This window comes from Polaribacter sp. Z022 (genome assembly GCF_023555495.1).
GTDB lineage: Bacteria > Bacteroidota > Bacteroidia > Flavobacteriales > Flavobacteriaceae > Polaribacter.
The window spans coordinates 224,115-248,156 of sequence record NZ_JALCZO010000004.1 but is presented as its reverse complement, the minus strand read 5'-3'; the positions used below and the strand labels follow the sequence as shown (position 1 = coordinate 248,156).

Annotated in this window: 15 protein-coding genes; 12 read left to right on the top strand and 3 right to left on the bottom strand. The window is 29.8% G+C overall.

The window, feature by feature from the left end; all coding sequences use genetic code 11:
• Positions 1-120 precede the first annotated feature (120 nt).
• Entirely contained in the window at positions 121-11,505 is an 11,385-nt protein-coding gene (locus MPF13_RS10820; RefSeq protein WP_249982536.1) for a DUF8693 domain-containing protein, read from the bottom strand.
• A gap of 186 nt (positions 11,506-11,691) precedes the next feature.
• Between MPF13_RS10820 and recG the strand changes: the two genes are divergently transcribed.
• The 3 genes from recG (at position 11,692) to MPF13_RS10805 (ending at position 15,064) form a co-directional block, all read left to right on the top strand.
• A complete protein-coding gene (gene recG, locus MPF13_RS10815) occupies positions 11,692-13,788 on the top strand; it encodes an ATP-dependent DNA helicase RecG (protein ID WP_249982535.1) in 2,097 nt (698 codons plus the stop codon).
• A gap of 86 nt (positions 13,789-13,874) precedes the next feature.
• Positions 13,875-14,192 carry a hypothetical protein gene (locus MPF13_RS10810; protein ID WP_249982534.1) on the top strand — a complete coding sequence of 106 codons (318 nt, stop codon included), beginning with the start codon at positions 13,875-13,877 and terminating at the stop codon, positions 14,190-14,192.
• The gene (locus MPF13_RS10805; RefSeq protein ID WP_349666030.1) at positions 14,189-15,064 is read left to right on the top strand and encodes a serine hydrolase domain-containing protein; all 876 of its coding nucleotides are present in this window, start codon (positions 14,189-14,191) and stop codon (positions 15,062-15,064) included. The genes MPF13_RS10810 and MPF13_RS10805 overlap by 4 nt, the downstream gene beginning before the upstream one ends.
• Before the next feature lie 85 nt (positions 15,065-15,149).
• Here MPF13_RS10805 and meaB read toward each other — a convergent pair whose 3' ends face one another.
• On the bottom strand, positions 15,150-16,217 hold the full coding sequence (gene meaB, locus MPF13_RS10800) for a methylmalonyl Co-A mutase-associated GTPase MeaB (RefSeq protein WP_249982533.1): 1,068 nt from the start codon (positions 16,215-16,217) through the stop codon (positions 15,150-15,152).
• Positions 16,218-16,309: 92 nt separating this feature from the next.
• Here meaB and MPF13_RS10795 point away from each other — a divergent pair, with 92 nt between their 5' ends.
• From MPF13_RS10795 to MPF13_RS10765, 7 genes are all read left to right on the top strand, one after another.
• Complete coding sequence (locus tag MPF13_RS10795; RefSeq protein WP_249982532.1) at positions 16,310-16,867, top strand: RNA polymerase sigma factor; 558 nt, start codon at positions 16,310-16,312, stop codon at positions 16,865-16,867.
• Positions 16,851-17,411, top strand: coding sequence for a hypothetical protein (locus MPF13_RS10790; RefSeq protein WP_249982531.1), 561 nt, complete (start codon positions 16,851-16,853; stop codon positions 17,409-17,411). The genes MPF13_RS10795 and MPF13_RS10790 overlap by 17 nt, the downstream gene beginning before the upstream one ends.
• Positions 17,392-18,804: a hypothetical protein gene (locus MPF13_RS10785; RefSeq protein WP_249982530.1), complete on the top strand. Its 1,413-nt coding sequence runs from the start codon at positions 17,392-17,394 to the stop codon at positions 18,802-18,804. Before MPF13_RS10790 ends, MPF13_RS10785 begins: the two co-directional genes overlap by 20 nt.
• A 112-nt stretch (positions 18,805-18,916) precedes the next feature.
• On the top strand, positions 18,917-20,395 hold the full coding sequence (cysS, locus tag MPF13_RS10780) for a cysteine--tRNA ligase (RefSeq protein ID WP_249982529.1): 1,479 nt from the start codon (positions 18,917-18,919) through the stop codon (positions 20,393-20,395).
• A 1-nt stretch (position 20,396) separates the two neighbouring features.
• A complete protein-coding gene (yidD, locus tag MPF13_RS10775) occupies positions 20,397-20,630 on the top strand; it encodes a membrane protein insertion efficiency factor YidD (protein ID WP_249982528.1) in 234 nt (77 codons plus the stop codon).
• Between the two features lie 98 nt (positions 20,631-20,728).
• Positions 20,729-21,550: a prolipoprotein diacylglyceryl transferase gene (lgt, locus tag MPF13_RS10770; protein WP_249982527.1), complete on the top strand. Its 822-nt coding sequence runs from the start codon at positions 20,729-20,731 to the stop codon at positions 21,548-21,550.
• A gap of 10 nt (positions 21,551-21,560) precedes the next feature.
• The gene (locus MPF13_RS10765) at positions 21,561-21,872 is read left to right on the top strand and encodes a DUF6787 family protein (RefSeq protein WP_249982526.1); all 312 of its coding nucleotides are present in this window, start codon (positions 21,561-21,563) and stop codon (positions 21,870-21,872) included.
• Here MPF13_RS10765 and MPF13_RS10760 read toward each other — a convergent pair.
• Positions 21,869-22,132, bottom strand: coding sequence for a hypothetical protein (locus tag MPF13_RS10760; protein ID WP_249982525.1), 264 nt, complete (start codon positions 22,130-22,132; stop codon positions 21,869-21,871). The two genes, MPF13_RS10765 and MPF13_RS10760, sit on opposite strands and share 4 nt — an antisense overlap.
• Before the next feature lie 98 nt (positions 22,133-22,230).
• Here MPF13_RS10760 and MPF13_RS10755 point away from each other — a divergent pair, with 98 nt between their 5' ends.
• The gene (locus MPF13_RS10755) at positions 22,231-22,857 is read left to right on the top strand and encodes an NUDIX hydrolase (RefSeq protein WP_249982524.1); all 627 of its coding nucleotides are present in this window, start codon (positions 22,231-22,233) and stop codon (positions 22,855-22,857) included.
• Positions 22,858-22,914: 57 nt separating this feature from the next.
• Positions 22,915-23,733: a lysophospholipid acyltransferase family protein gene (locus MPF13_RS10750; RefSeq protein ID WP_249982523.1), complete on the top strand. Its 819-nt coding sequence runs from the start codon at positions 22,915-22,917 to the stop codon at positions 23,731-23,733.
• The last annotated feature ends 309 nt before the right edge of the window (positions 23,734-24,042 follow it).

Below are 24,042 nucleotides of genomic sequence, written 5' to 3'. Positions count from 1 at the left end.
TATAATAAAGTTTTCCTACTTGTTGTTTATTTTGCTTCTTTTGGTTAAAAACTTTAAGAAAAGGGAGGTTTGAGTAAATATTTAAAAAACTCAAACCTTTCTTTTTCTATATTCGTTTTTTTATTCTATTACTATTTTTTTAGAACTATTACCTTTATCCGTATTTAGTTTTACAATGTAAATACCTGTTGGTAACTGCCTATCTATTTTTAATTTTAGTTGTTCTTTTTGTTCATTAATTTTCCAATTTTTAATTTTTCTGCCTAAGATAGAATATATTGCTACTTGATTTATTTGAATACTTGCCGTTTTCTGAATTACTAATTGTTTATTTTCATTGTCTGAATAAATATTAGTGTACCCGTTTATAATTGTGTCTTCTAAATTTAAAGCTATACTAGGTTTAAATGTTAATACAAATCTATCTGAATAAGTACCAGGTTCAAGATTAAAGTTAGCTGTTCCATTTATAATCTCTTGTGATATTCCAGTTACTTTATCTTGTATGTATACTTCTTGATTTATATTTTTCATTTCATCAACTTTTATCGTTACATTTCCTGAATACCCCATAATAATTTCTAAAGGAACTTCTAAATTTTCTGAAATGGCTGGTACTCCAGAAATCACATATTTTTTATCATCATATGGAAATTTCCAATAGAAATCTGTTGTTCCAATATCATAAATTTCTGCATCATAACCTTTATCATATCTAAAAGAAGTGAATTGACTAAAAGATATACCAATTTGTCTATGATATATTTCTTTTTCTGAACCTTCTTTAAAATTCATTCCAATTTTTAATACAGGTAAATTACTGAAGCTATTTGGGGTAGTTTTTTTGTTGTTTTTTAAGAAAATAGAACCTGTACCTGGTAGTGTTTCAGAACCTTCAACAACATATTGTCTTTGGCTATTGTTAAATTCAATAGTTCCTCCATTTTGATCATCTCCTTGTACAAAGAATCCTTGTCCAATAGCAATATAAGGTAAAGGTTCTGTGTAGTTAATTGTTTCATCACCTAAATTTGGAGCACAACTTACTATTCCATCTACATCATATAAATTTAAATAATCTATTCGTATTTCACTTGTGTCATCAGAGGCTAATGAAATTTTACTACCTAACTCAACACATAAATCAATTATTTTAATATTGAAGTTATCTACACTACCTGTTGAAGGCAATGCTATCTCTTTTTTTATTATATCATTTTCTTTTATGATGATATTTTTTGTTGAAATAGCACTATATTTAATTCTAAGGTTATCAACTCCAGTAGATATTTTATTAAAAGTAATTTCTTCTAAATTTGCATTTAAAACAACAACATCTATAGCTTCAGAAACAGAATCAACAGTAGTATTTGTAGTTGAAGCTTCTGTAGCTGGTAATTGATTTAAATAATCAATTTTAATTGCATTAGTATCTAAAGATTCTAGAGTAATATTACTTCCTTGAGTAACGGATTCTGAAATTTCAAATACAGAAAACTCTCCATTACTTGTAGCAGGAAGTACATAATCTCCTATAATTGTTTGATTTTCTTTTATTCTTATAGTTTTAGAAACTGTAGAGCTGTATCTAATTCTTAAAACTTTAAAATTTGATGAAATTTCATTAAATACAATACTAGAATTAGATGCATTTAATTGAATAACATCATAATTATTAGAAACTGATTCTATTGTTCCTGCTGTAATTGTTGCATCTTCTGCTTCTAAATTTAAATCGGTATCTATGGTGTTACCAGTAAAAGAACCCCTAGCATTAACACCCATATTAATTGTTCTAGTAGCATAACCTCCAATATAACCTGCAAAATTATGACCTTCAGAACCAGTTTCACTAGCAATTTCACCAGCATGTTCCCAGAAGTATAAAGTTCCAGAAATAGAGTTTAAATTATCTTCTATAAATTCTTTAACACTTATTGAAGAAGCAAAAGGGTTTGCAACTAAATAAGACTCATTTTGTCCTACAAAAGTAGTAGTTATACCATCTTTAGGAATTCCTAAATAGGTGTAGTTTTGAGGCCTTCCAGGACCTTTAAAAATAAATCCATCAGCATTAGGAATAGATCCATTATTAAATTTCTGCGACCAAGAAGATCTAGTACCTCCATTAGAAGCGTAAGTGTAAATCCAATAGTGAGCTAATGATATTGGGTCTGAAATATTTCCATCATAACCACTAATCCAATTAATGTTTTTAGCAATATTAGTATTAATTATTCCATCATGATTAACAGGTGTTGTTCCGTCTTTAAGGATATCTGCAACTGTGTATGTTAGAGAACCTGAACCACTTTTTACAGGAGAACCAATATAATTATATCTATATTTACTTGGTACTGTAGAGTTTTGATCAATTAATAATCTACCAGTACCTGTTACTAAACTAGCAGAAGTATGAGTTTGAATTAATTGAGCAGCACTATTTCTGTTTGCTGTATCAGTATCATAATCTGTATCTTCTGGGTCTGGGTTAAATGGGTCTGAGTCAATTAAACGAATATCACCATTTAGTAGAATATCATTTGTTACAACTAAAAGATTATCTGTAACAGAAAGTTTTTTTAAAGCATTAACTGTTAGTTTTCTAGCACTTAATCTTGCTGTTGTATGATTATAATCTTCATCTATAACAACAAAACGTGATCTATCTGGGTAACCATTATTCCAGCTACCTCCAGAAGCTGAAACTCTTGTAGTAATATTAACTCTGTGTAATCCTAACAATGTATTTGCTTCTGTGTTAGAGTTTTCAATTTCGGAAATTAATGGATCATGTGGATGCCTTTCAGCTCCACCAGCAGCTAATAATCTATAAGGGTTTAATGCATCATCTATAAAAGCAACCCATTCACTCTCAGTATAAGTCTTATTTGTAGTTAATGTTTCATCTATTCTAACATATGAAGTATTATCAGAAAAATCTGAAATAACATCATATCTATTAGCCCAAGAAGTGTTATCTGTTGTTTTAGATAATGTTATAATATCATTAGCACCATCAATATCTGTTAAAGCATTGTTATTAAATATTGTTGCTGTTCCTCTTAAATTTGAAATAACATTACTTGTATTTCTAAATAGTACTGATTCTCCAGCATTTATAGATGAAGTAATTGTAAAAGTAACATCTGGTGTAATATCTGTTTGTTCTCCAGCTTTATCTTTATATAATTGAATTTTAACAACATTAGCAGGAATACTATTTGTACTATGAATATTTGTTATTTCTATCCACTTTTCTGTACCTAATTGATAAATTTGTGTAATCATAGGAATTCCGTTTGCACCAGAATCTCTATAATCTACATCACCTATTGTAGTGGCATCATCATCTATATCTCCTAGACTATCTTTGTTAGGTGTGTTTATATCATCATTTACATTATAACCATCATTTACATTTCCGTTTTCAAAAATATCGTATAAACCATCACCATCTGTGTCAATTCCACTTAACGTGTCTGGTCTAGAGCCATTTTCTTCAATATCAGAAATACCATCTTCATCAGAATCTGAATCTATATAATCTGGGGTATCAGCTCCATCTGTATTTTCAGGGTTCAAACCTACAAAACCTCCAATTTCGTAATTATCATCTAAACCATTATTGTTAGTATCTGTAATTCCTGTTCCAGTACCACTTGGAGCTATATAACCTGTAGTTGGTTGCCCTTCAATATTGTCTGGAATTCCATCATTATCTGCATCTATATCTAAGAAATCAGGTATAGTGTCTCCATCAGTTGTAGTTGGTGAATTACCTGTACCTGCTGATGCTGGTATACCATTAGTATTTGTAGTTGTACCAACTGTTCCATCTGCTTTACCATCTCTATCTGCATCTGTACCTCCAGCTTCTATGACATCTGGAATACCGTCATTGTCTGAGTCTAAGTCTAAAGAATTAGGAATACCATCTCCATCATTATCACAAGATGTACTAGTAACACTAATTTCGTCTACTAATAATGTGTTATAAGGGGCATCTGCACTATTATTATATATTTCAATTGTAACATTAGTTGTAGTTGATGTAAAAAGGAATTGATAACGGACCCAAGATAATGATATTGTACCTGTATTTATTGTTCCTAAAATATTACCTAAACCATCTTTTACTTGCATTCTAACATCAGGATAAGCACTTGCTGGTTGACCAGATTCTTCTGCTGCAGCAGCTACGTATAGAGAATATGTATATGGATTATTAGCAAGTAAAGTAATATTTTCTTGATAAATTAAAACAGGTGCTGATCCTATAGGGTTATCTAAAGCTAGATATTTACCATTAGCATTTCCAGTAGCATCTAAACCTGTACTAGATTGGAACCAAGATTCACCTGGAAAGTCTGCACTTGTACCAACTCTAGTATTTTGAATATTTATAACATTTGAATGTGTTGTTACTGGACTACCTGTCCCTGTACCGAAACTTTCAAGAGATGCATTAGTACAACTATTTTCATCTGTATCTAATATACCATCATTATCATCATCTAAGTCGCACGCATTTCCTATACCATCTCCATCTGTATCTACAAATGATGAACTAGCAGGATTACAAGGGTCACATTCTGAAGATTGTACAGAGGCGTTTCTAGAGCTTACATCTGACTGACCAGTTGTTCCATTACCTGCTGTTCCTGGACCTACAGGAATACCATTTGTATTAACAGTTCTATTAATTCCATCATTATCATCTAAATCTGAAATTGAAATACCTCCATTTCCTTCAACTGCATCAGGACAACCATCATTGTCTGAATCAGTATCTAAATGATTAGGTATACCATCACCATCAGCATCTAAACTTGCCATAGTTCCATTTGCATTAAGAGAAGAACCATTTGCTGTTGCAAAATCTGGGTCTTTATAGTTTATGGTACCATCGTTGTCTGAATCTGCACCTGGATCTGCGGTCAAACATGGTGGTTTTAAGTTTGTATTTAAAGAATTTACTATTACATTAATTGTTCCTGAAGATCCGTTATAGTTTGCAGAAGTTACTGTTTCAACAATTGTTCCATCTAAAGTAATTTGATATTGACCTGGGCTTTCAAATCCATCTGAAGCAGTATCATTAATAGTAAACACATACGTTCCTGTTGTAAAAATATTAACAGTTTCGTTAACAGTAGATTGATCAGGATTTGCTGTAGAGTATTGATTGGTTGTTACTGTATTACCACCTATAGTTAAAGTCCATGAAACTTCTTCAGGCCAATTATCAAATGTAATATTAACTCCAATAACTGCTTTTGCTGTAGTATTTACATTTGAAGTACATAATTCTTGAGCATCTGTTATACCGTCATTATCATCATCTAAGTCATCTATATCTGCAATTGTATCACCATCAGAATCTGTTATACCAATAAAATCTCTATAATCTACATCTCCACCAGTGCTAATATCACCATCTACATCTCCTAAATTGGCTGCATTTGGAGGTGAATGATTATCATTTACTGTAGCACCTTGTATACCAGAATCATTATTTTCATCAAAAATATCATATAAACCATCACCATCAGAATCGCTTCCAGAAAGTACATTATTTGCAGGCTCTCCATTTTCTGCTATATCTAAAGTTCCATCATTATCTGAATCTGCATCTAAATAATCTGGAGTAGAATCACTATCAGTATCTTCAGGGTTTATACCTATGAATTCACTATTTTCATAATTATCATCTAAACCATTATTATTAGAATCTGTCATTGATCCTGCAACTCCACTTGGAGTAATAAAACCACTGGTAGATTGTCCTTCTACGTTATCTGGAATTCCATCATTATCTGAATCAATATCTAAATAATCTGGTAATGTATCTCCATCAGCTGAATCTGAATTAGTTGGAGTTGTAATACCTGAACCTGCAGTTGTAGGAATACCATTTGAACCTGTATTGTTTGCATTGTTATCATCATCATCTGCTCTTCCATCTCTGTTAGAATCTGTACCTCCAGATTCGATTACATCAGGAATACCATCGTTATCAGAATCTAAATCTAAGTGATTAGGAGTTCCATCACCATCATTATCATATACATCTGGTATTCCATCAGAATTTAAATCTATGTAACTTGTTGTAGAACCATCACCAGTTCCTCCTACTGTATCGTTAGTATCTATATAGTTAGGAATACCATCACCATCTGCATCACCATCTGGATTGTTTCCATTACTTTCTGTTAGGTCTAAAATACCATCATTATCATCATCTAAGTCTACACTATCTGCAACACCATCACCATCACTATCTGGAAAATCTCTATAATCTAAATTTCCTGTCCCAGGGAAATCGTTATCTTCATCACCAAAAGCATCATCTAATGAAGTTGTGTCTGTTATTTTGTCTCCAACTCCAATTCCATCATTAGTCTCGATACCAACACCATCATTTACAGTAGATCCATCAATAGTAGAATCATCATTATCATCAAAGTTATCGTCTAAACCATCGTTATCAACATCTGTTCCTGCCAATGAGTTATTTGAATCTCCATTTTCTGCAATGTCTAAAATACCATCATTATCAGCATCTGTATCAATATAATCTGGATAATCTAAACCATCAGTATTAACAGGGTTTAATCCAATTATAGCATCATTTTCGTAGTTGTCATCAACACCATTATTATTAGCATCAGTAATACCATTAATAATATGTGATCCAACTCCACTAGGGGCAATGTAATCATTAGAAGTTTGACCTTCTATATTATCAGGGATACCATCATTATCTGCATCTATATCTAGATAATCTGGTAAAGTATCTCCATCTGCAGTTGCAGTTGGTGTATTACCTGTTCCTCCTGTAGTAGAAATTGGAACACCTTTAGATAAACCTGTAGTACCTACAGAACCATCAGCTCTACCATCTCTGTCTATATCAGCTCCACCAGATTCAATTACGTCAGGAATTCCATCGTTATCTGAATCTAGATCTAGTGAATTAGGAATACCGTCTTTATCTGAGTCGCAAAACAAATAGGTTAAAATTTGAGCTTCTATAATTTCAATTCTATTATTAGCTCTTGTAGGCATATCTATTTGTATATACCTTGTAGTGTTAGTAAGTGAATAGTTATATTCTGTATTTGCATTACCTGTAATTGATGTATAATCTATGGTTTGAAGGTTGGTTCCACCACCTATATTAGCATTAGAGTTTGATAGTTGCGCAATTCTAATACTTCTTGCAGAAGTATTATTATTTCTCCATAAAGTAAATCTAATAGTAGTGTTTACTGGTATTTCTTCACCTAAATCTATAACAATATATTCACCAACCTCATTAAGAATAACTCCATTGTCAGGTGTAAAATTATTGTCATTAATTAAATTAAAATCACTTGTACCATTAGATTCGCCAATACCATTAACAGCTGTAGTAGGGATAGTTACACAACCTAAACTATTTTCTACTGTATCTAAAATACCATCATTGTCATCATCTAGATCATCTACGTCAGGGATAGTGTCTCCATCTGAATCTGTTCCAACTACGTCTCTATAATCTACATCTCCTCCAGTTAGACTTATATCTCCATCTGTATCTATAAAATTGTCAGTTTGTGTATTGTCAAAATTACCATTTGGATCTATAAAAGTTAAGTCTGTACTCCCTAACTCTACAAGATTATTTAGACCATTACTACCAAATGTACCTGTTGATTTTCCATTACCATCATTTGGTAAAATTATTGCAGTTGATTCTACTACATCAAAAATACCATCGTTATCTGAGTCTAAATCTAAATAATCTGGAATATCAGTACTGTCTGTATTTTGGGGAGTTAAACCTAAAGAACCTGATCCATCAGAACTACCATTTGGTGTTGTATCAAATGCATCATCTAGACCATCATTATCACTATCAGAACCTGAAGGAGCAACGTAATCTTTTGTGGTTTGTGCTTCTATAATATCTGGGATACCGTCATTATCTGAATCTAAATCATAAACATTTGGTATACCATCATTATCCGTATCAATAGCACATGAACCACTTAATACAGTAATATTATCTATGGCAATATCATCGGAAAGCATATCCCAATTAAAAGAAATTGAACCATCTAATGATTCTGAAGCTAATGTAACTGTTATAGTAGTAAATGTCCAATTATTATAAGGTGAATGATCTATATATTGTGATCCTTGACCTGAAGGTGAAGAAATTACAAAATTTGCACCATTTGATGCAGTAACAAGTGCGTCACCACCTTGGCCTGTTGCATTATCACTATTATTAGAACCTCCTTCTGGTGTAGCTATGGTAATATAGTTAACACCACCAATACTCACTTTCATAGTTGATATTGAACTACCAGGTGAACAACCACTTACTCCATTATTCCAGCCAACGTCGAAAGAGAAACTTGTTAGTTTTGATGCTGGACAAGCAATTTGGCTCAATGATGCAGTAACACAATTATTATCTACAAAAGGATACCCATTAGTAGAATAATCGACGTTATTACTAGTCCAACTTGATGTATCTGTTGCAAAATCTGGATTAGTATATGTAAGTGGAGCAACTCCATATTCTACAGTGTCTAAAATTCCATCATTATCATCATCTATATCAAAATAATCTGCTATACCATCATTATCATTGTCTGGTCCATCTCTATAATCTAAATTTCCTCTACCTGGATTGAAATCGCCATCTGCATCATTGTATGCAGTTTCTAAATTGGTTGTGTTGGTTACTTTATCATTAGCACCTAAACCATCGTTTACAGTATAACCAGTACCAGTATCATTGTTATCATCAAAAGCATCATCCAAACCATCTCCATCTGTATCTATTCCTGAAGCAACATTCTGTAGGTCTCCGTTTTCGCTTATATCCAGTGTTAGGTCATTATCTGAATCTAAGTCTAAATAATCTGGGTTGTCTGTACCATCTGTATTAACTGGGTTTAAACCTATAATTGCACCACTTTCATAGGTGTCATCTACACCATTATTATTGGCGTCTGTTATACCTGTTCCAATACCACTTGGAGGTGTGTATCCTAAAGAAGTTTGTCCTTCAATATTATCTGGAATTCCATCATTATCTGCATCAATATCTCTAAAGTCGGGTACAGCATCTCCATCTGTGTTTACTAAAGATAGACCAGTACCTGCAGAAACAGGAATACCTTGTGTTAAGGTAGTTGTACCTTGAGCACCGTCTGCTAAACCATCTCTATTTGCATCTGTACCACCTACTTCAATAACATCTGGAATACCATCGTTATCTGAATCTAAATCTTGGTAATCTGGAATACCATCTTCATCTGTGTCTGTTGCATTTGTACAAGGTAAAGTGAAACTTGGATAACTGATATTATCTATTTCTAAGTCACCACCATCTCTTAAAAATGTAATTAAAAGGTATTTTGCATCACTACCTAATACATATTCTTGGGTATACCAATCATTATTAGTAGAGAATGAAAATGATTGAGTGTTTGTCCAAGGGCCAGAAGTAGAGGTAGATTGTTGAACCTGCATTATATTATTAGCATCGTTATCTGTTTTTCTAGAAATGATGAATATACTTTGACCAATTGCAATATCATTACCACTTCTAAGTGTAACTCTCATACTTGAGTTATTATCTTTAAATTCTGCAAAACTATTATTAACACCATCTACAGCTCTTGTTGGGTTATTAACGTCGACAGCAATTTCAGTAGCCGAAGATGCATTAGCACCAGTTACAGAAATATTTGTACAACCTTCATCTGTATCTTTGATACCATCATTATCATCATCTAAATCATCAATATCAGAAATTCCATCACCATCAGCATCATCTATTACATTAATAACTGCTACCGCAGAATTACAGTTTTCTGGTGTTTTACCAGATTCACAAATTTTATAAACTACAGTATAAGTACCTAAAGGAACTGCAGCTGTTACGGTTATTTCACCTGTATTAGTATTTAAAACAATACCTGCATTGGATGAGCTTGTTTGGGTAAGTGTTACTTGTCCAGAACCTGGACCAATAGTTGGAGCAAAAACACCATTTAAATAGTCGTTAGCAACAACATTAGCTATAGCTGTACCACCTACACCTTGTTTAACAGTACCTGAGTCTTTTTGAGGTTGTATACTTTGTAAACCACATAATTCTACATTATTTGGTATTACACATTCAAAAGTAGAACCATCACCAGTAGTTAAACCTCCTGTACTACCATTGGTAATATGACCTGCAAAACAGATACTACCTAGAGCTCTGTTAAAATAAGTAATGGCATGTCCACCAATACTTATAGAAGAAGGGTCGTCTGAACCTTTTGTAAAAGATAAAGGTATAATTGGATATTCAAATACTTGATTAGTTCCATCAGCCAAAGAATTTAAATTATTTTGACCCCAAGCCATAATAAATGGAAAACCATTAGAATAAGCATCTGCTTCTACTACTACTGCAGCACCAGACCATTCTTCTGAAGTATGTGAGGAAGATAAAAGTACAACTCCTGTTAAATCAGTAGTTGCATCTTTTTTTATTGCAGTCCATGTAGCTACATCACCTGTAGATTCGTTTATTAATTTACCATCTGTATTAGCACCTACACCGTACACTTTTTTGTCTGTTCCCAAAGCTAAAAGTCCTGATGTTGTACCATTGTCATAAATAACAGTTATATATTTAGGTGCAGTTCCTCCTGGTAAAGCATTCATTTGAGTAGCATATTGTCTATCTGAAGCTGCAAGACCATCTCCTATAGATACACCTCTACCCCAAGCCCAAATTGTACCATCTTCTTTTAACGCATAACCAGCATTTTTTGTACCTGTCACTTGTTTTACTCCTGTTAAAGGAGTGTTTAAAGATGTTTGTACTTGTTGCCATACAGTCATATCTGTATTAGAATTACCAGTAACAGCCTGATTGTTAGTTGCGTTTGAGTTAGTTGTAGCTACCCAAACAGTACCGTTATTTAATGTTACAAAAACAGCATCACTAGTTGCATGAATATCAAAAATTTCACTAGAATTAAAAGCTTGTCCACTTGGGCCTGATAAATCGACAACATCAAAAGCTCTTCCAATAGTAAAATCATCAGCAATTACTTCATTTTCTTGTCCCCAGACATATAAATTTGTTGTAGTAGCTAAAAAAGCTTGTCCTCCAGAATTACCAGATACAGCAAAATGAATAATTGAACCAGTATAATTGTAACCATTTGCAGGTGTTATTTCAGTAACTGAAGTTGCATCACCATTTCCATCAGGTCCCATGTCTTCTCCCCAAGCAACTACACCTGTAGCAATTTTTGCCATACTTTGGTGGTAAGATGTGATGATAACATCTGAATTGGGATCAAATACTCCATCTGTACCTACAATTGGACATTCTTGAGCGTTACTATAAGATAGAAAAAAGATAAAAAATAGGGGAGTAAGTAATTTAAAACGAAAAATTTCCCCAAAAAATTTCGTTTTATTTACGCTGTTTTTCATAGTGGAGGCATATTGAGTAACAAAAATAAAAACTTTATTAATAAATTATTATATTTTTAACACTAATTGTTCTGAAAACACATGTATTAGGTATAAAATACTTAATTTTATATAAAAAATAATTATAAGAGTAAATTATATAAAAAAATAGTTTTTATTTATTTTCGTTATTTATAAATTATAAAATTGAATTTAAGTTATCCAATTACATACATTAATGGTATAAGTGTTCAAAGAGCAACGCTTTTGTATACAGAGTTGGGTATAAAAACTTGCAACGATTTACTTAATTTTTTTCCTTTTAGATATATTGATAAAACAGCTTTTTATGCTATAAAAGACTTGCAACCTAATTCTTCTGAAGTTCAAATTGTGGGTAAAATTACACGTGTTAAATCTGTTGCTCAAAAAAGAGGAAGTAGGTTAGTGGCTACTTTTCAAGATGCATCTGGAAGTATGGAATTGGTTTGGTTTAAAGGACAAAAATGGATAAAAGATGCACTTAAAATTAATGAACCTTATGTTATTTATGGTAAATTAAACCATTATAATGGCAATTTTAGCATTCCACATCCAGAAATGGAATTGGTTAATGAATACAAGAAAAAGTTGCAAACCAAAATGCAACCAGTTTATCCATCAACAGAAAAATTAACAAATTCTGGTGTTTCTAACAAATTGATGAGAACTTATGTTCAGAATTTATTACAACAGTTTTTTGATGTAATAGAAGAAAGTTTATCAAAAGAAATTATTTCTGATTTTAAGTTAATGTCTAAAAGAGAAGCATTGTTAAATGCTCATTTTCCTAAAAGTCAAGAAAATTTAGCAAGAGCCCAAAACCGTTTAAAGTTTGAAGAACTTTTTTTTATTCAATTACAGTTGTTAAGAAAAAAACTCATTAACAAAACAAAAATTAAAGGTTATGTATTTGAAAATGTAGCTGAAAATTTTAATTCATTTTATAAAAACCATCTTCCTTTTAGTCTAACAAATGCTCAAAAAAGAGTGTTAAAAGAAATTAGAAAAGACGTTGCTTCTGGTGCTCATATGAATCGTTTATTACAAGGTGATGTTGGTTCTGGAAAAACAATAGTAGCATTGTTAACAATGTTATTAGCAATTGATAATGGATTTCAGGCAACTATTATGGCTCCAACAGAAATTTTAGCAACTCAACATTATCATGCAATTTCAGAATTAGTTAAAGACATGAATATTAATGTTGATTTACTTACTGGTTCTGTAAAAACAAAAAAACGTAAAGAAATTCATCAAAATTTAGAAGATGGAACTTTACATATTTTAATAGGTACACATGCTTTGTTAGAAGACAAAGTACAATTTAAAAACCTTGGTATAGCAATAATAGACGAACAGCATAGATTTGGTGTTGCTCAAAGATCTAAGTTATGGAGTAAAAATGAGATTCCACCACATATTTTGGTAATGACAGCTACACCAATACCTAGAACTCTAGCAATGTCTGTTTATGGCGATTTAGATATTTCTGTAATTGATGAATTACCTCCAGGAAGAAAAGAAGTAAAAACTGTACATCGTTTTGACGGTAATAGGTTGTCAGTTTTTAAATTTATGAGAGATGAAATTGAAAAAGGAAGACAAGTTTATATTGTATATCCTTTAATTCAAGAATCTGAAGCCATGGATTATAAAGATTTAATGGATGGATATGAAAGTGTTTCTCGCGAATTTCCTTCACCAAAATACCAGATAAGCATTGTACATGGTAAAATGAAACCTGCAGATAAAGAGTATGAAATGCAACGTTTTGTTAAGGGAGAAACTCAAATTATGGTAGCAACTACTGTTATAGAAGTTGGTGTAAATGTACCCAATGCAAGTGTAATGATTATTGAAAGTTCTGAACGATTTGGATTATCTCAGTTACATCAATTAAGAGGTAGAGTTGGTAGAGGAGCAGACCAAAGTTATTGTATTTTGTTATCTAGTTACAAACTTTCTGAAGAAGGAAAAACACGTTTAAAAACAATGGTAGATACTACTGATGGATTTAAAATTGCAGAAGTAGATTTAAAATTACGTGGTCCAGGAAATTTAATGGGAACACAACAAAGTGGTGTTTTAAATTTAAAAATTGCTGATGTTGTAAAAGATACTCAAATTTTAGTTGCTGCAAGAAACAAAGCTGTTGATGTATTACAAGAAGATTCTAATTTATCTAAACCAGAAAACGCAGCCATAAAAAAAACCTATTTAGAATTGTCTAAAAACTCTAAAATTTGGAGCAATATTAGTTAATTTTATTAGTTGTTTTTTATGTCAAAAAAAATATTTTGAATTTAGATGAATCATTTCTATTTTTACAAAACCCCAACTTGTGTTCATTGAGAAAATATTTAAAAAAAATAAACCTAATTTTAATAGGAATTTTAAGCCTATTGTTTTTTACCTGTAATACACCAGAGTATAAAAAACAAAAGCAGATATCTACAACTACTTTTAAAGAAAATCAAAGTAAAAATACTGCAATTTCTTTAGAATACTATTCTGAAAATATTACCAAAAAAGTTAACCATAAACTAGATTCTTTATTAAAAAGAATTAATAAAAGACACGATTTTCATGGAGCAATATTGGTAGCAAAAAACAAGAAGATTGTTTATAGAAATCAAATAGGTTATGCAGATTTTAGAAAAAAATAAGCCTAAAAGAAGAGTCAGCTTTTCAATTAGCATCAGTAAGTAAACAGTTTACAGCTGCAGCAATTATGATTTTGTTTGAAAGAAATAAAATTAAAATTACAGATACTATTAATGCATATTTTCCAGATTTCCCTTACAAGAATATTACTATTAAAAACCTTTTAAATCATACTGCAGGTTTGCCAAAATATTTTTGGGTAGCAGAACATAAATGGAAAAAGAATAAAGCACCTACAAATAGTGAAATGATGCAACTTTTAACTGCTACTAAAGTTAATCGTTTTTTTAAACCAGGACGTAATTTTGATTATTCTAATACAGCATATTTTGTGTTGGCTTCTATAATAGAAAAGGTTTCTGGGACTTCTTTTAGCAATTTTTTGGATAAAAATATATTTGAACCTTTGGGAATGAAAAATACGTATGTTTATAGTTATCAAAATGATGTTGTTAAAAAAAATCAATTAACAGGCTATAGATTATATAGGGGTTGGAAACATATTAAAATAGGTAATAATGTTAATGATGCTGTTGTTGGTGATAAAAATGTTTATTCCACAATTGACGATCTTTTTAGATGGACAAACGGCTTAAATACAGGAAAATTACTAACAAAAGAATCTTTAGAATTAATGTATTCTAAAGGAGAAACTATATATGGAAGAAAAGTGCCTTATGGTTTAGGTTTTCGAATTGATAAAAATGAGAAAAATATTTACCATTATGGAAAATGGAATGGATTTAGTACTGGTTTAAGCAACTATATAGAAGATGATTTAGTTGTTATTGTTCTAGAACATACTAGTTATAATGCCATTAAATCATTAAATCGTAAAATAAAGAAAATTGTTACCAAGCATTTAGATGTTTAATTAAAATTTTGCAATAACTTTATTAGGATTTCCAGATGTAAAAACATCAATAGATATTTTTTAAAACAACTTTTACTGTTATTTATTACAATTCTAATAGTTTCTTAGCAGCATTAAAAGGAGTCGTTTTTCCGTTTTCTAAATTATGTATTTCTGCTGAAAGCGCTTTTTTAATTATCGGGTTTTGATAAAAATTATCTTTTAATTGTTGCTCTATTGTAGATAATAGCCAATATTTATTTTGTTCGTTTCTTTTAGAATTGAAATAATTGTTTTCTTTAGTTAATAAAATATATTCTGAAATCATTTTTTCAATTTCTGAAATACCAATGTTTTTTAAAGCGCTTGCAGTTAAAACTTTTGGTTGCCATTTACTTTCTTTTAAAGGGTATAAATGCAATGCTCTGTTAAATTCTACTTTTGCAATTTTTGCGTTCTTTTCATTTTCTCCATCAGCTTTGTTAATTACAATAGCATCAGCCATTTCTATAATTCCACGTTTTATTCCTTGTAATTCATCACCAGCACCCGCTAATTTTAAAAGTAAAAAGAAATCTACCATAGAATGTACAACAGTTTCAGACTGACCAACACCAACAGTTTCTATTATTACAGTATCAAAACCAGCAGCTTCACATAAAATAATAGATTCACGAGTTTTTTGAGCAACTCCACCCAAAGAAGTACCAGAAGGAGAAGGCCTTATAAAAGCATTCTTATCAGTTACTAATTGTTCCATTCTTGTTTTATCACCTAAAATAGAACCTTTATTTACAGAACTACTAGGGTCTACAGCTAATACTGCCACCTTTTTATTTAAAGAAGTTAAATGTTTACCAAAAGCTTCAATAAAAGTGCTTTTACCTACACCAGGAACCCCTGTAATTCCTATTCTTACAGATTTATTTGCATAAGGTAAACAACGTTCTAAAATTTCGTTTGCTTTTTCTTGATGTTTAGTATTGGTGCTCTCTACTAAAGTAATTGCACGACTTAAATAAGTAATATTACCTTCTAATATTTTACTTACAAAAACAGCAACAGAATTTTGTTTGGCTCTATTTAGTTTTATTCTTTCTGCACTTGTTTTACTGGTTGTTTCTGGTTGAGAAACTCCATCTTTTTCATGTAAAGCAGATTGTTTTTTATCCATTGTAAAAGTTAATATGTAAATTTAAAGATAATTAATTTATAAATTTTGCAACGTAAAGAAAAAAGTATCGTCTTTAGAGCAAGAAAGTTTCAATGAGATCAACCAAACAATTACATCAACCAATCATTGATCAATGCAAAAACAACAATAGCAAAGCACAAATGCAATTGTATAATTTGTATTGTAAATCTATGTTTGTAATAGCATTTAGGTATGTAAAAGACAGGTTTATTGCAGAAGATGTAATGCAAGATGCTTTTATTAAAGCTTTTAAAAATATAGATAAATATAAAAATGAAGTTGCTTTTGGAGCTTGGTTAAAACGTATTGTAATCAATCAAAGTATAGATCAATTAAAGAAAAATAAATTAGAATTGGTTTCTATAAATGATGAGATTTTAACAAAATCAAATGATGATGATTGGAAAGTTGATACAGATATTAGTATAGATGGTATTGTAAATAGTATTAATAATTTAAAAGAAAAATATAGATTGGTATTAACCTTGTACTTATTAGAAGGTTATGATCATCAAGAAATATCTGAAATTTTAAAGATTACAGAAACAACATCTAGAACACATTTATTAAGAGGAAAAAGATTATTAAAAGAACAATTAAAAAATACGAGTTATGCAGAAGGATATTAAAGAATTGTTGAAGAATTATAAGGATGAAAGTGTTGAATTATCATCTAATCATGCAAATAAATTTGAAGATTTATTGCAAAAAGAAATGCATCCACAAAATTCAAAAAATAAAAATTTTAAATGGTTTTCTATAGCTGCTTCAATAGTGTTGTTAGTTAGTTTAGGTGTTAAGTTTTATCCAACAAAAACTATAGAAGTAGATCCTCTAACAACCTCAAAAGAAATTAGTTTAGGAAGTATTTCTCCAGAGTTTCAAACCATAGAAAAATATTATAAAAACAGTATCAATATAGAAATTAGTCAATTAGAAATGACAGATGATAATAAAGATATTGTTGATGGTTATTTAATTAAAATAGCCGAACTCACAAAAGAGTACAAATCATTAACCAAAGAGCTCAATATAAAAGGTGTTAATGATGCAACCATAGATGCATTGATTAGTAATTTACAATTACGCTTACAGCTGTTAAAACGCTTGAAAAAGCAATTAAAACAACTTAAAAATTTAAACGATAAACAGAATGAAACACAAATTATATAAAAACTTATGTACACTTTTTACACTATGTTTTATAGGATCATTATCAGCACAAAAATTTGATAAAAAATTTACAGAAAGATTTAATGTAAATAAAGATGTAGAGGTAGTAATTAATGCTTCTAATACAGATATAAATGTATCTACTTGGAACAAGAATGAGGTAGAAGTAAAGGCTTTTATTGAAGTAGAAGGGTTGTCAAAAGAAGATGCAGAAAAGTATTTTAAAAACTGGAACTTTGAAGCTTTAGGTAATAAAACTAAGGTAAAAATAACATCGAAAGGAAATAATTCTTTCCATTTTAAAAACGATTTTGTTTTTTTTAATGACAATGATTTTTCTTTTCCTGATATTCAAATTCATGATATTCAATTACCAGATGTAGAAACAATTGTAATACCAGAAATGGATTTTGATTTCGATTTTGAAAACATTTTTGAAGATTTAGATGATTTTGATGACAATATTGAAAAAAATGGTAAATATTCTTTTCAATGGAATGATGGTGTGGATAAAATAAATATCAAATCTAAAAAAGAATGGGAAGCTTTTAAGAAAACAAAAAAGTACAAAGAGCTTAGAGAGAAAATGAAGTCTAAAAGAATTAAATCTAGAAAAAGCTTTTTACTTTCTAGAGATAAAATGAAAAAAGAACTTGCCAAAGCTAGAGTTGAAATAAAAAAAATAGATAAAGAAAAAATAAAAAAAGAGTTAGCAAAAGCTAAGAAACATATTATGGAAATGAAATTGAATTACAATTCAAAATCTAACAACATAATTATAAATGGTAAGAAAATAAAAATAACAAAAAGGTTAGAAATAAGAGTACCAAAAAAAGCTACTTTTAATTTAAATACACGTCATTGTAAAGTAAAATTGCCAAATACAGTTGCTTCTGGTAACGTAAAATATGGTGGTTTTAATGCAGGTTTTTTAAACGGAGGAAAATTAACAATAGATTATTCTAAAGTTTCTATAAACGATTTAAATGGATGTACATTATTTTTAAACAATGTAACTGATGCTAAAATAGCATCAGTTACTAATACAAAAATGACTAACAATTCTTCTGGAGTAAAGATTATAAATATTAATGAAAATGTAAAATTGTCTAATAAATTTGGAGAGTTAACTATTCAAAATATTGTACCCAATTATCAAACATTTAATTTAATGTTAGACTATACAGAAGCTTTTGTTAACACTGCAGGTGTTAAAAAAGATTTGATTATCAATATTGGAGATAAATCTCCACTTTTTCCAAATAAAGCAGCTTTAAAATTTGATATTTTAAATCCAAATAAAAAAGACATCAATGGTAATTATATTATAAAAACTAAAGATGGTACCTTTATAATTGAAGGAAAGTACAGTCAAATTTCATTAAAAGAATAATAATTATTGATAAAAAACTACTTTTATTTTTTACCAAACTTCTAACAAATTCCATTTCGTCATTCTTTTTAAAGTGACTATATTTATCGCCCGTAAATAGTCAATTTTTTTAATGGAACTCTACAAAGAAAATCAACTTAAAGTATACAACTCTTTAACCAAAACAAAAGAGGATTTTAAAACTATAACAGACGGCTACGTAGGTATGTACGTTTGTGGTCCTACTGTTTATAGCAATGCACATTTAGGTAATGTAAGAACCTTTATGTTTTTTGATGTTGTGTACAGATACTTATTACATTTAGGATATAAAGTACGTTATGTACGTAATATTACAGATGCAGGTCATTTAGAAAACGATGCTGAACAAGGTGAAGATAAGATTGCCAAAAAAGCACGTTTAGAACAAATAGAACCAATGGAAGTTGTACAACGTTACACTGTAGATTTTCATGATGTACTAAAAAATTACAATTTTTTACCACCAAGTATAGAGCCAACAGCCACAGGTCATATTGTTGAACAAATAGAAATGATTAAAGAAATCATTGAAAAAGGTTTTGCTTATGAAGTAAATGGTTCTGTATATTTTGATGTACATGAGTACAATAAAAAAGAAAATTACGGAATTCTTTCTGGTAGAAAAGTTGAAGACTTATTAAATAATACAAGAACTTTAGACGGACAATCAGACAAGAAAAATCCGCAAGATTTTGCACTTTGGAAAAAAGCAGATGACAGACATATTATGCGTTGGCCTTCTCCTTGGTCTGATGGTTTTCCTGGGTGGCATTTAGAATGTTCTGTAATGAGTACAAAATATTTAGGCGAAAGTTTTGACATACATGGAGGAGGAATGGATTTAAAATTTCCTCATCATGAATGTGAAATTGCACAATCTAAAACTTGTAGTGGTGTAACTCCTGTAAATTATTGGATGCATACTAATATGCTTTCTTTAAATGGCCAAAGAATGGCAAAATCTACAGGAAACTACATTTTACCAAACGAAATTTTAACAGGAGAAAATACTATTTTACCAAAAGCATTTTCGGCAAGTGTTGTTCGTTTCTTTAATATGCAAGCTAATTATAGAAGCATTTTAGATTTTTCTGGAGAAGCTTTAGAAGCCTCAGAAAAAGGACATGCTAAATTAATGGAGGCTGTTAATTTCTTAGACAAAATTGAAGCTAGTAAAACATCTACATTTGATGTTAAAAACTGGAAAAAAGATTGTTATGCAGCAATGAATGACGATTTTAACACACCAATTTTAGTGGCGCATTTATTTGATGCTGTAAAAGTTATCAACCAAATAAAAGAACAAAAAGCTAGTTTAACTGCAGATGATTTAGCAGAGTTTAAACAAACAATTAATGCATTTGTTTTTGATGTTTTAGGATTGATGAATGAAAATTCTCAAGATAATTCTGAAAAAATAAATGGAGTAGTAGAGTTGTTAATTAAACTTAGAAAGGAAGCAAGAGAAAATAAAGATTGGGCTTTATCAGACCAGATTAGAGACGAATTAATAGCTTTAGGTATTCAGTTAAAAGATGGTAGAGAAGGCACAACTTTCTCAATAAATTAAGTTGAAAAAAATACTATCATATCCATTTATATTGTTGGTACGTTTTTATCAAGTAGCAATATCACCATTTACACCTGCTACTTGTAGATATAGTCCTACATGTTCACATTATACAATAGAGGCTTTGCATAAACATGGTCTTTTTTCTGGAGGATGGTTAGCATTAAAAAGAATTTTTAGTTGTCATCCTTGGGGAGGAAGTGGTTATGATCCTGTTCCAGAAAAAAAAGAATAAAAAATAATGTCATTACAAGGAAGAATGACGAAGTAATCTGTTTTTAATTATAGATTGCTTCATTACATTCGCAATGACTATAAAAAATAAAAAAATATATGAGTTTTTTAGCAATTACTTGGGATCCATCATTAGGAATCGATTTAGGTTTTTTTACTGTTCGTTGGTACAGTTTAATGTTTGTTGCCGCTTTTTTATTGGGTTTAAGACTCATGAAAAAAATCTATATAGAAGATAAAATTCCTGTAGAAAAATTAGACGTAATTTTTATGTACGTATTTGTATCTATGTTAATAGGTATGCGTTTAGGAGATGTGTTTTTTTACAGTTGGGATTATTACCAAGATCACTTACTAGAAATAATTCTTCCTTTTAAACAAGTTAATGGTACTTGGAAGTTTACAGGTTTTACTGGTTTTGCTAGTCATGGTGCTGCAATAGCAATACCAATTGCAATGTATTTTTATGCAAAAAAACATTTACAAAAACCATGGTTATTTATTTTAGATAGATTAGCAATTATGGTAGCTTTAGCTGGTTTTTTTATTCGTTTTGGTAATTTCTTTAATTCAGAAATTTATGGAAAAGAAACAGGTTCTAGCTTTGGAGTAATTTTTAAAGCTGCAGGAGAAACAGTACCAAGACATCCAACACAATTATATGAAGCTTTTAGCTATTTAATATTGTTTTTTGTAATGTGGTATTTGTATTGGAAAACCGACAAAAAGCAACAAACAGGATTTCTTTTTGGCTTATTTATGGTAGTTCTTTGGTCTTTACGATTCTTTATAGAATTTTTAAAAGAAGCTCAAGTACAAGGTAGAGAAGACTGGGTTCTTAATTCTTTAAATACAGGTCAAGTATTAAGTATTCCTTTAGTATTAATAGGATTATGGTTAATGTTTAAAAAAGCAAAATAATATAGATTATATGGAAAAATTAAAACAACGTTGGGGAATTGAAAGTAATTTAGCTATCATTCTTATTTTTTGTGCTTTTGCAGTAAATGGTTCTTTTGCAGCTTGGGTTGCAAAACCAATTACTAATTTTATAGGTTTAAATCCTGAAAATATTTCTGGTTGGATTTATTGGCCACTAAGAATTTTATTGATATTTCCTGTGTATCAATTAACTTTGCCTATAGTTGGTTGGTTATTTGGACAGTTTAAATTCTTTTGGGCTTTCGAAAAAAAGTTTTTAAGTAGATTAGGTTTAGGTTTTTTATTTAAAGGAGAAAACTAGAACTTTATAATTTCTTCTACTTTTTCTTTTTTAATAACATAGCTATAAAACCACATTATAGTAAAAGTTGGTATTACATCAGAAAAAGGAATTGCTTCTTCTATTAAACTTACAATTCCTGCAATTTTACCTTCTTTTCCTTTATACATTTTTGTCATTAAATAGGCAGATAATGGCGCCCAAACTATATCTGTAAAAGGAATAAACCCAATAGCATCTAAAACAATGCTTAATATTAATTTTTTGTATTTTTTATTCATGTAATGTTTTAATTACTCTAAATTAATCAAAATTCTTGCCAAATAATATTTATTTAAAGGTGAAATGAATATGTTTGTTAAAAGTAAATTATTCTTTAATGAATTTTAATAGTTTTAAAAATAAAATAGAGAATTTAAAATATGCCAAATTAGGAGGATTAGATGCTCAATTTAAATTAGCACCTAAAATGCGATTAAAATATGATGCAGATAAAATAAGAGCAAAAAACCCAAAAAGAGCAGCAGTTTTAGCATTGTTTTATCCTAATAAAAATAACGAAACTTGTTTTCTTCTTACTTTAAGAGCTAGTTATAAAGGCACACATTCTGCTCAAATTAGTTTTCCTGGTGGTAAAATTGATAAAACTGATTTAAGTCTTAAAAATACTGCTTTAAGAGAAACTTTTGAAGAAGTTGGAATTGTAGAATCTTCAATTTCTGTTATAAAAGAATTGACAGATGTTTATATACCACCAAGTAATTTTTTAGCAACACCCTTTTTGGGTTATGTTTCTCAAAAACCTACATTCAATTTAAATTATGAAGTAGATAAAACCATTGAAGTTTTATTAAAAGACCTTTTAAACGATTGTAATTTATCTTCAACAAATATGAATACCTCTTATATGAGTAATGTTGAGGTACCTTGCTTTAAATTAAATGATTACATTGTTTGGGGAGCTACAGCAATGATGCTTTCAGAAATTAAAGAACTATTAAAGTAGCATAATTCTTAATTGTTTTTGTAAATTTGCGATTACCCAACTTAAAAAATAATTATAATGTCCTTATTTAAAAGGAATACATTTGGTCATATTTTGTTCTTAAAAAAAATGATCATTAGAATTTTTGGACTTATATCTCATGGTAGATACCGTAAATTCAATAATTTACACATTGAAGGTTCAGAAATTTTAAGAAACTTACCAGAAAAAAATGTATTATTTATTTCTAACCATCAAACTTATTTTGCAGATGTAGCTGCAATGTTTCATGTTTTTAATGCTTCATTAAAAGGGAGAGATGATACAATTAAAAATGTAGGTTATATATGGAATCCTAAATTAAATATATATTTTGTTGCTGCAGGAGAAACAATGAGAGCAGGATTACTACCAAAGATTTTTGCTTATGCAGGATCTGTTTCTATAGATAGAACATGGAGAAGTGCAGGTAAAAATGTTAACAGGCAAGTAAAAAATTCTGATATTTCAAATATTGGTAAAGCTATAGATGATGGTTGGGTAATTACCTTTCCTCAAGGTACAACTACTCCTTTTAGACCAATTAGAAGAGGTACTGCTCATATTATTAAAACATACAAACCTGTTGTTGTTCCTATTGTAATTGATGGTTTTAGACGTTCTTTTGATAAAAAAGGATTGAATATTAAAAAGCGTAATGTTTTACAATCTATGGTTATAAAAGAGCCTTTAGAAATAGATTATGAAAATGAAGAAATTGCTGATATTGTCACTAAAATTGAATTTGCTATTGAACAGCATCCTTCTTTTTTAAAGGTTTTATCTCCTAAAGAAGCAGAAGATTATATTAAAGAAGAAGAAGAACTTAATAAGAAAAGAGAATTTTGGAGTAAATAATAATTCGATAAATATATACTAAAAAAAGCATCCTATATGGATGCTTTTTTTATTTAAATGTAACGTAATATTTAGTGTTATTTTTAATTTTATTAGTAACAGTAGTTAAAGTAATAATTACGTGATCTGATTTTGCTAATAATTTTGGTCTTTTACTCTTTTTCCCATTCCAAATGGTAATACTCTTATTAGGTCTTATAAATAATTCATCTTCAATTGATATAAGATTACTTTTATTCTTGAATTCAAGTTTAATATTTTTAATAAATGTATGCTTATAGTTTCCTAAAGAATTTTCTTTATTTACAG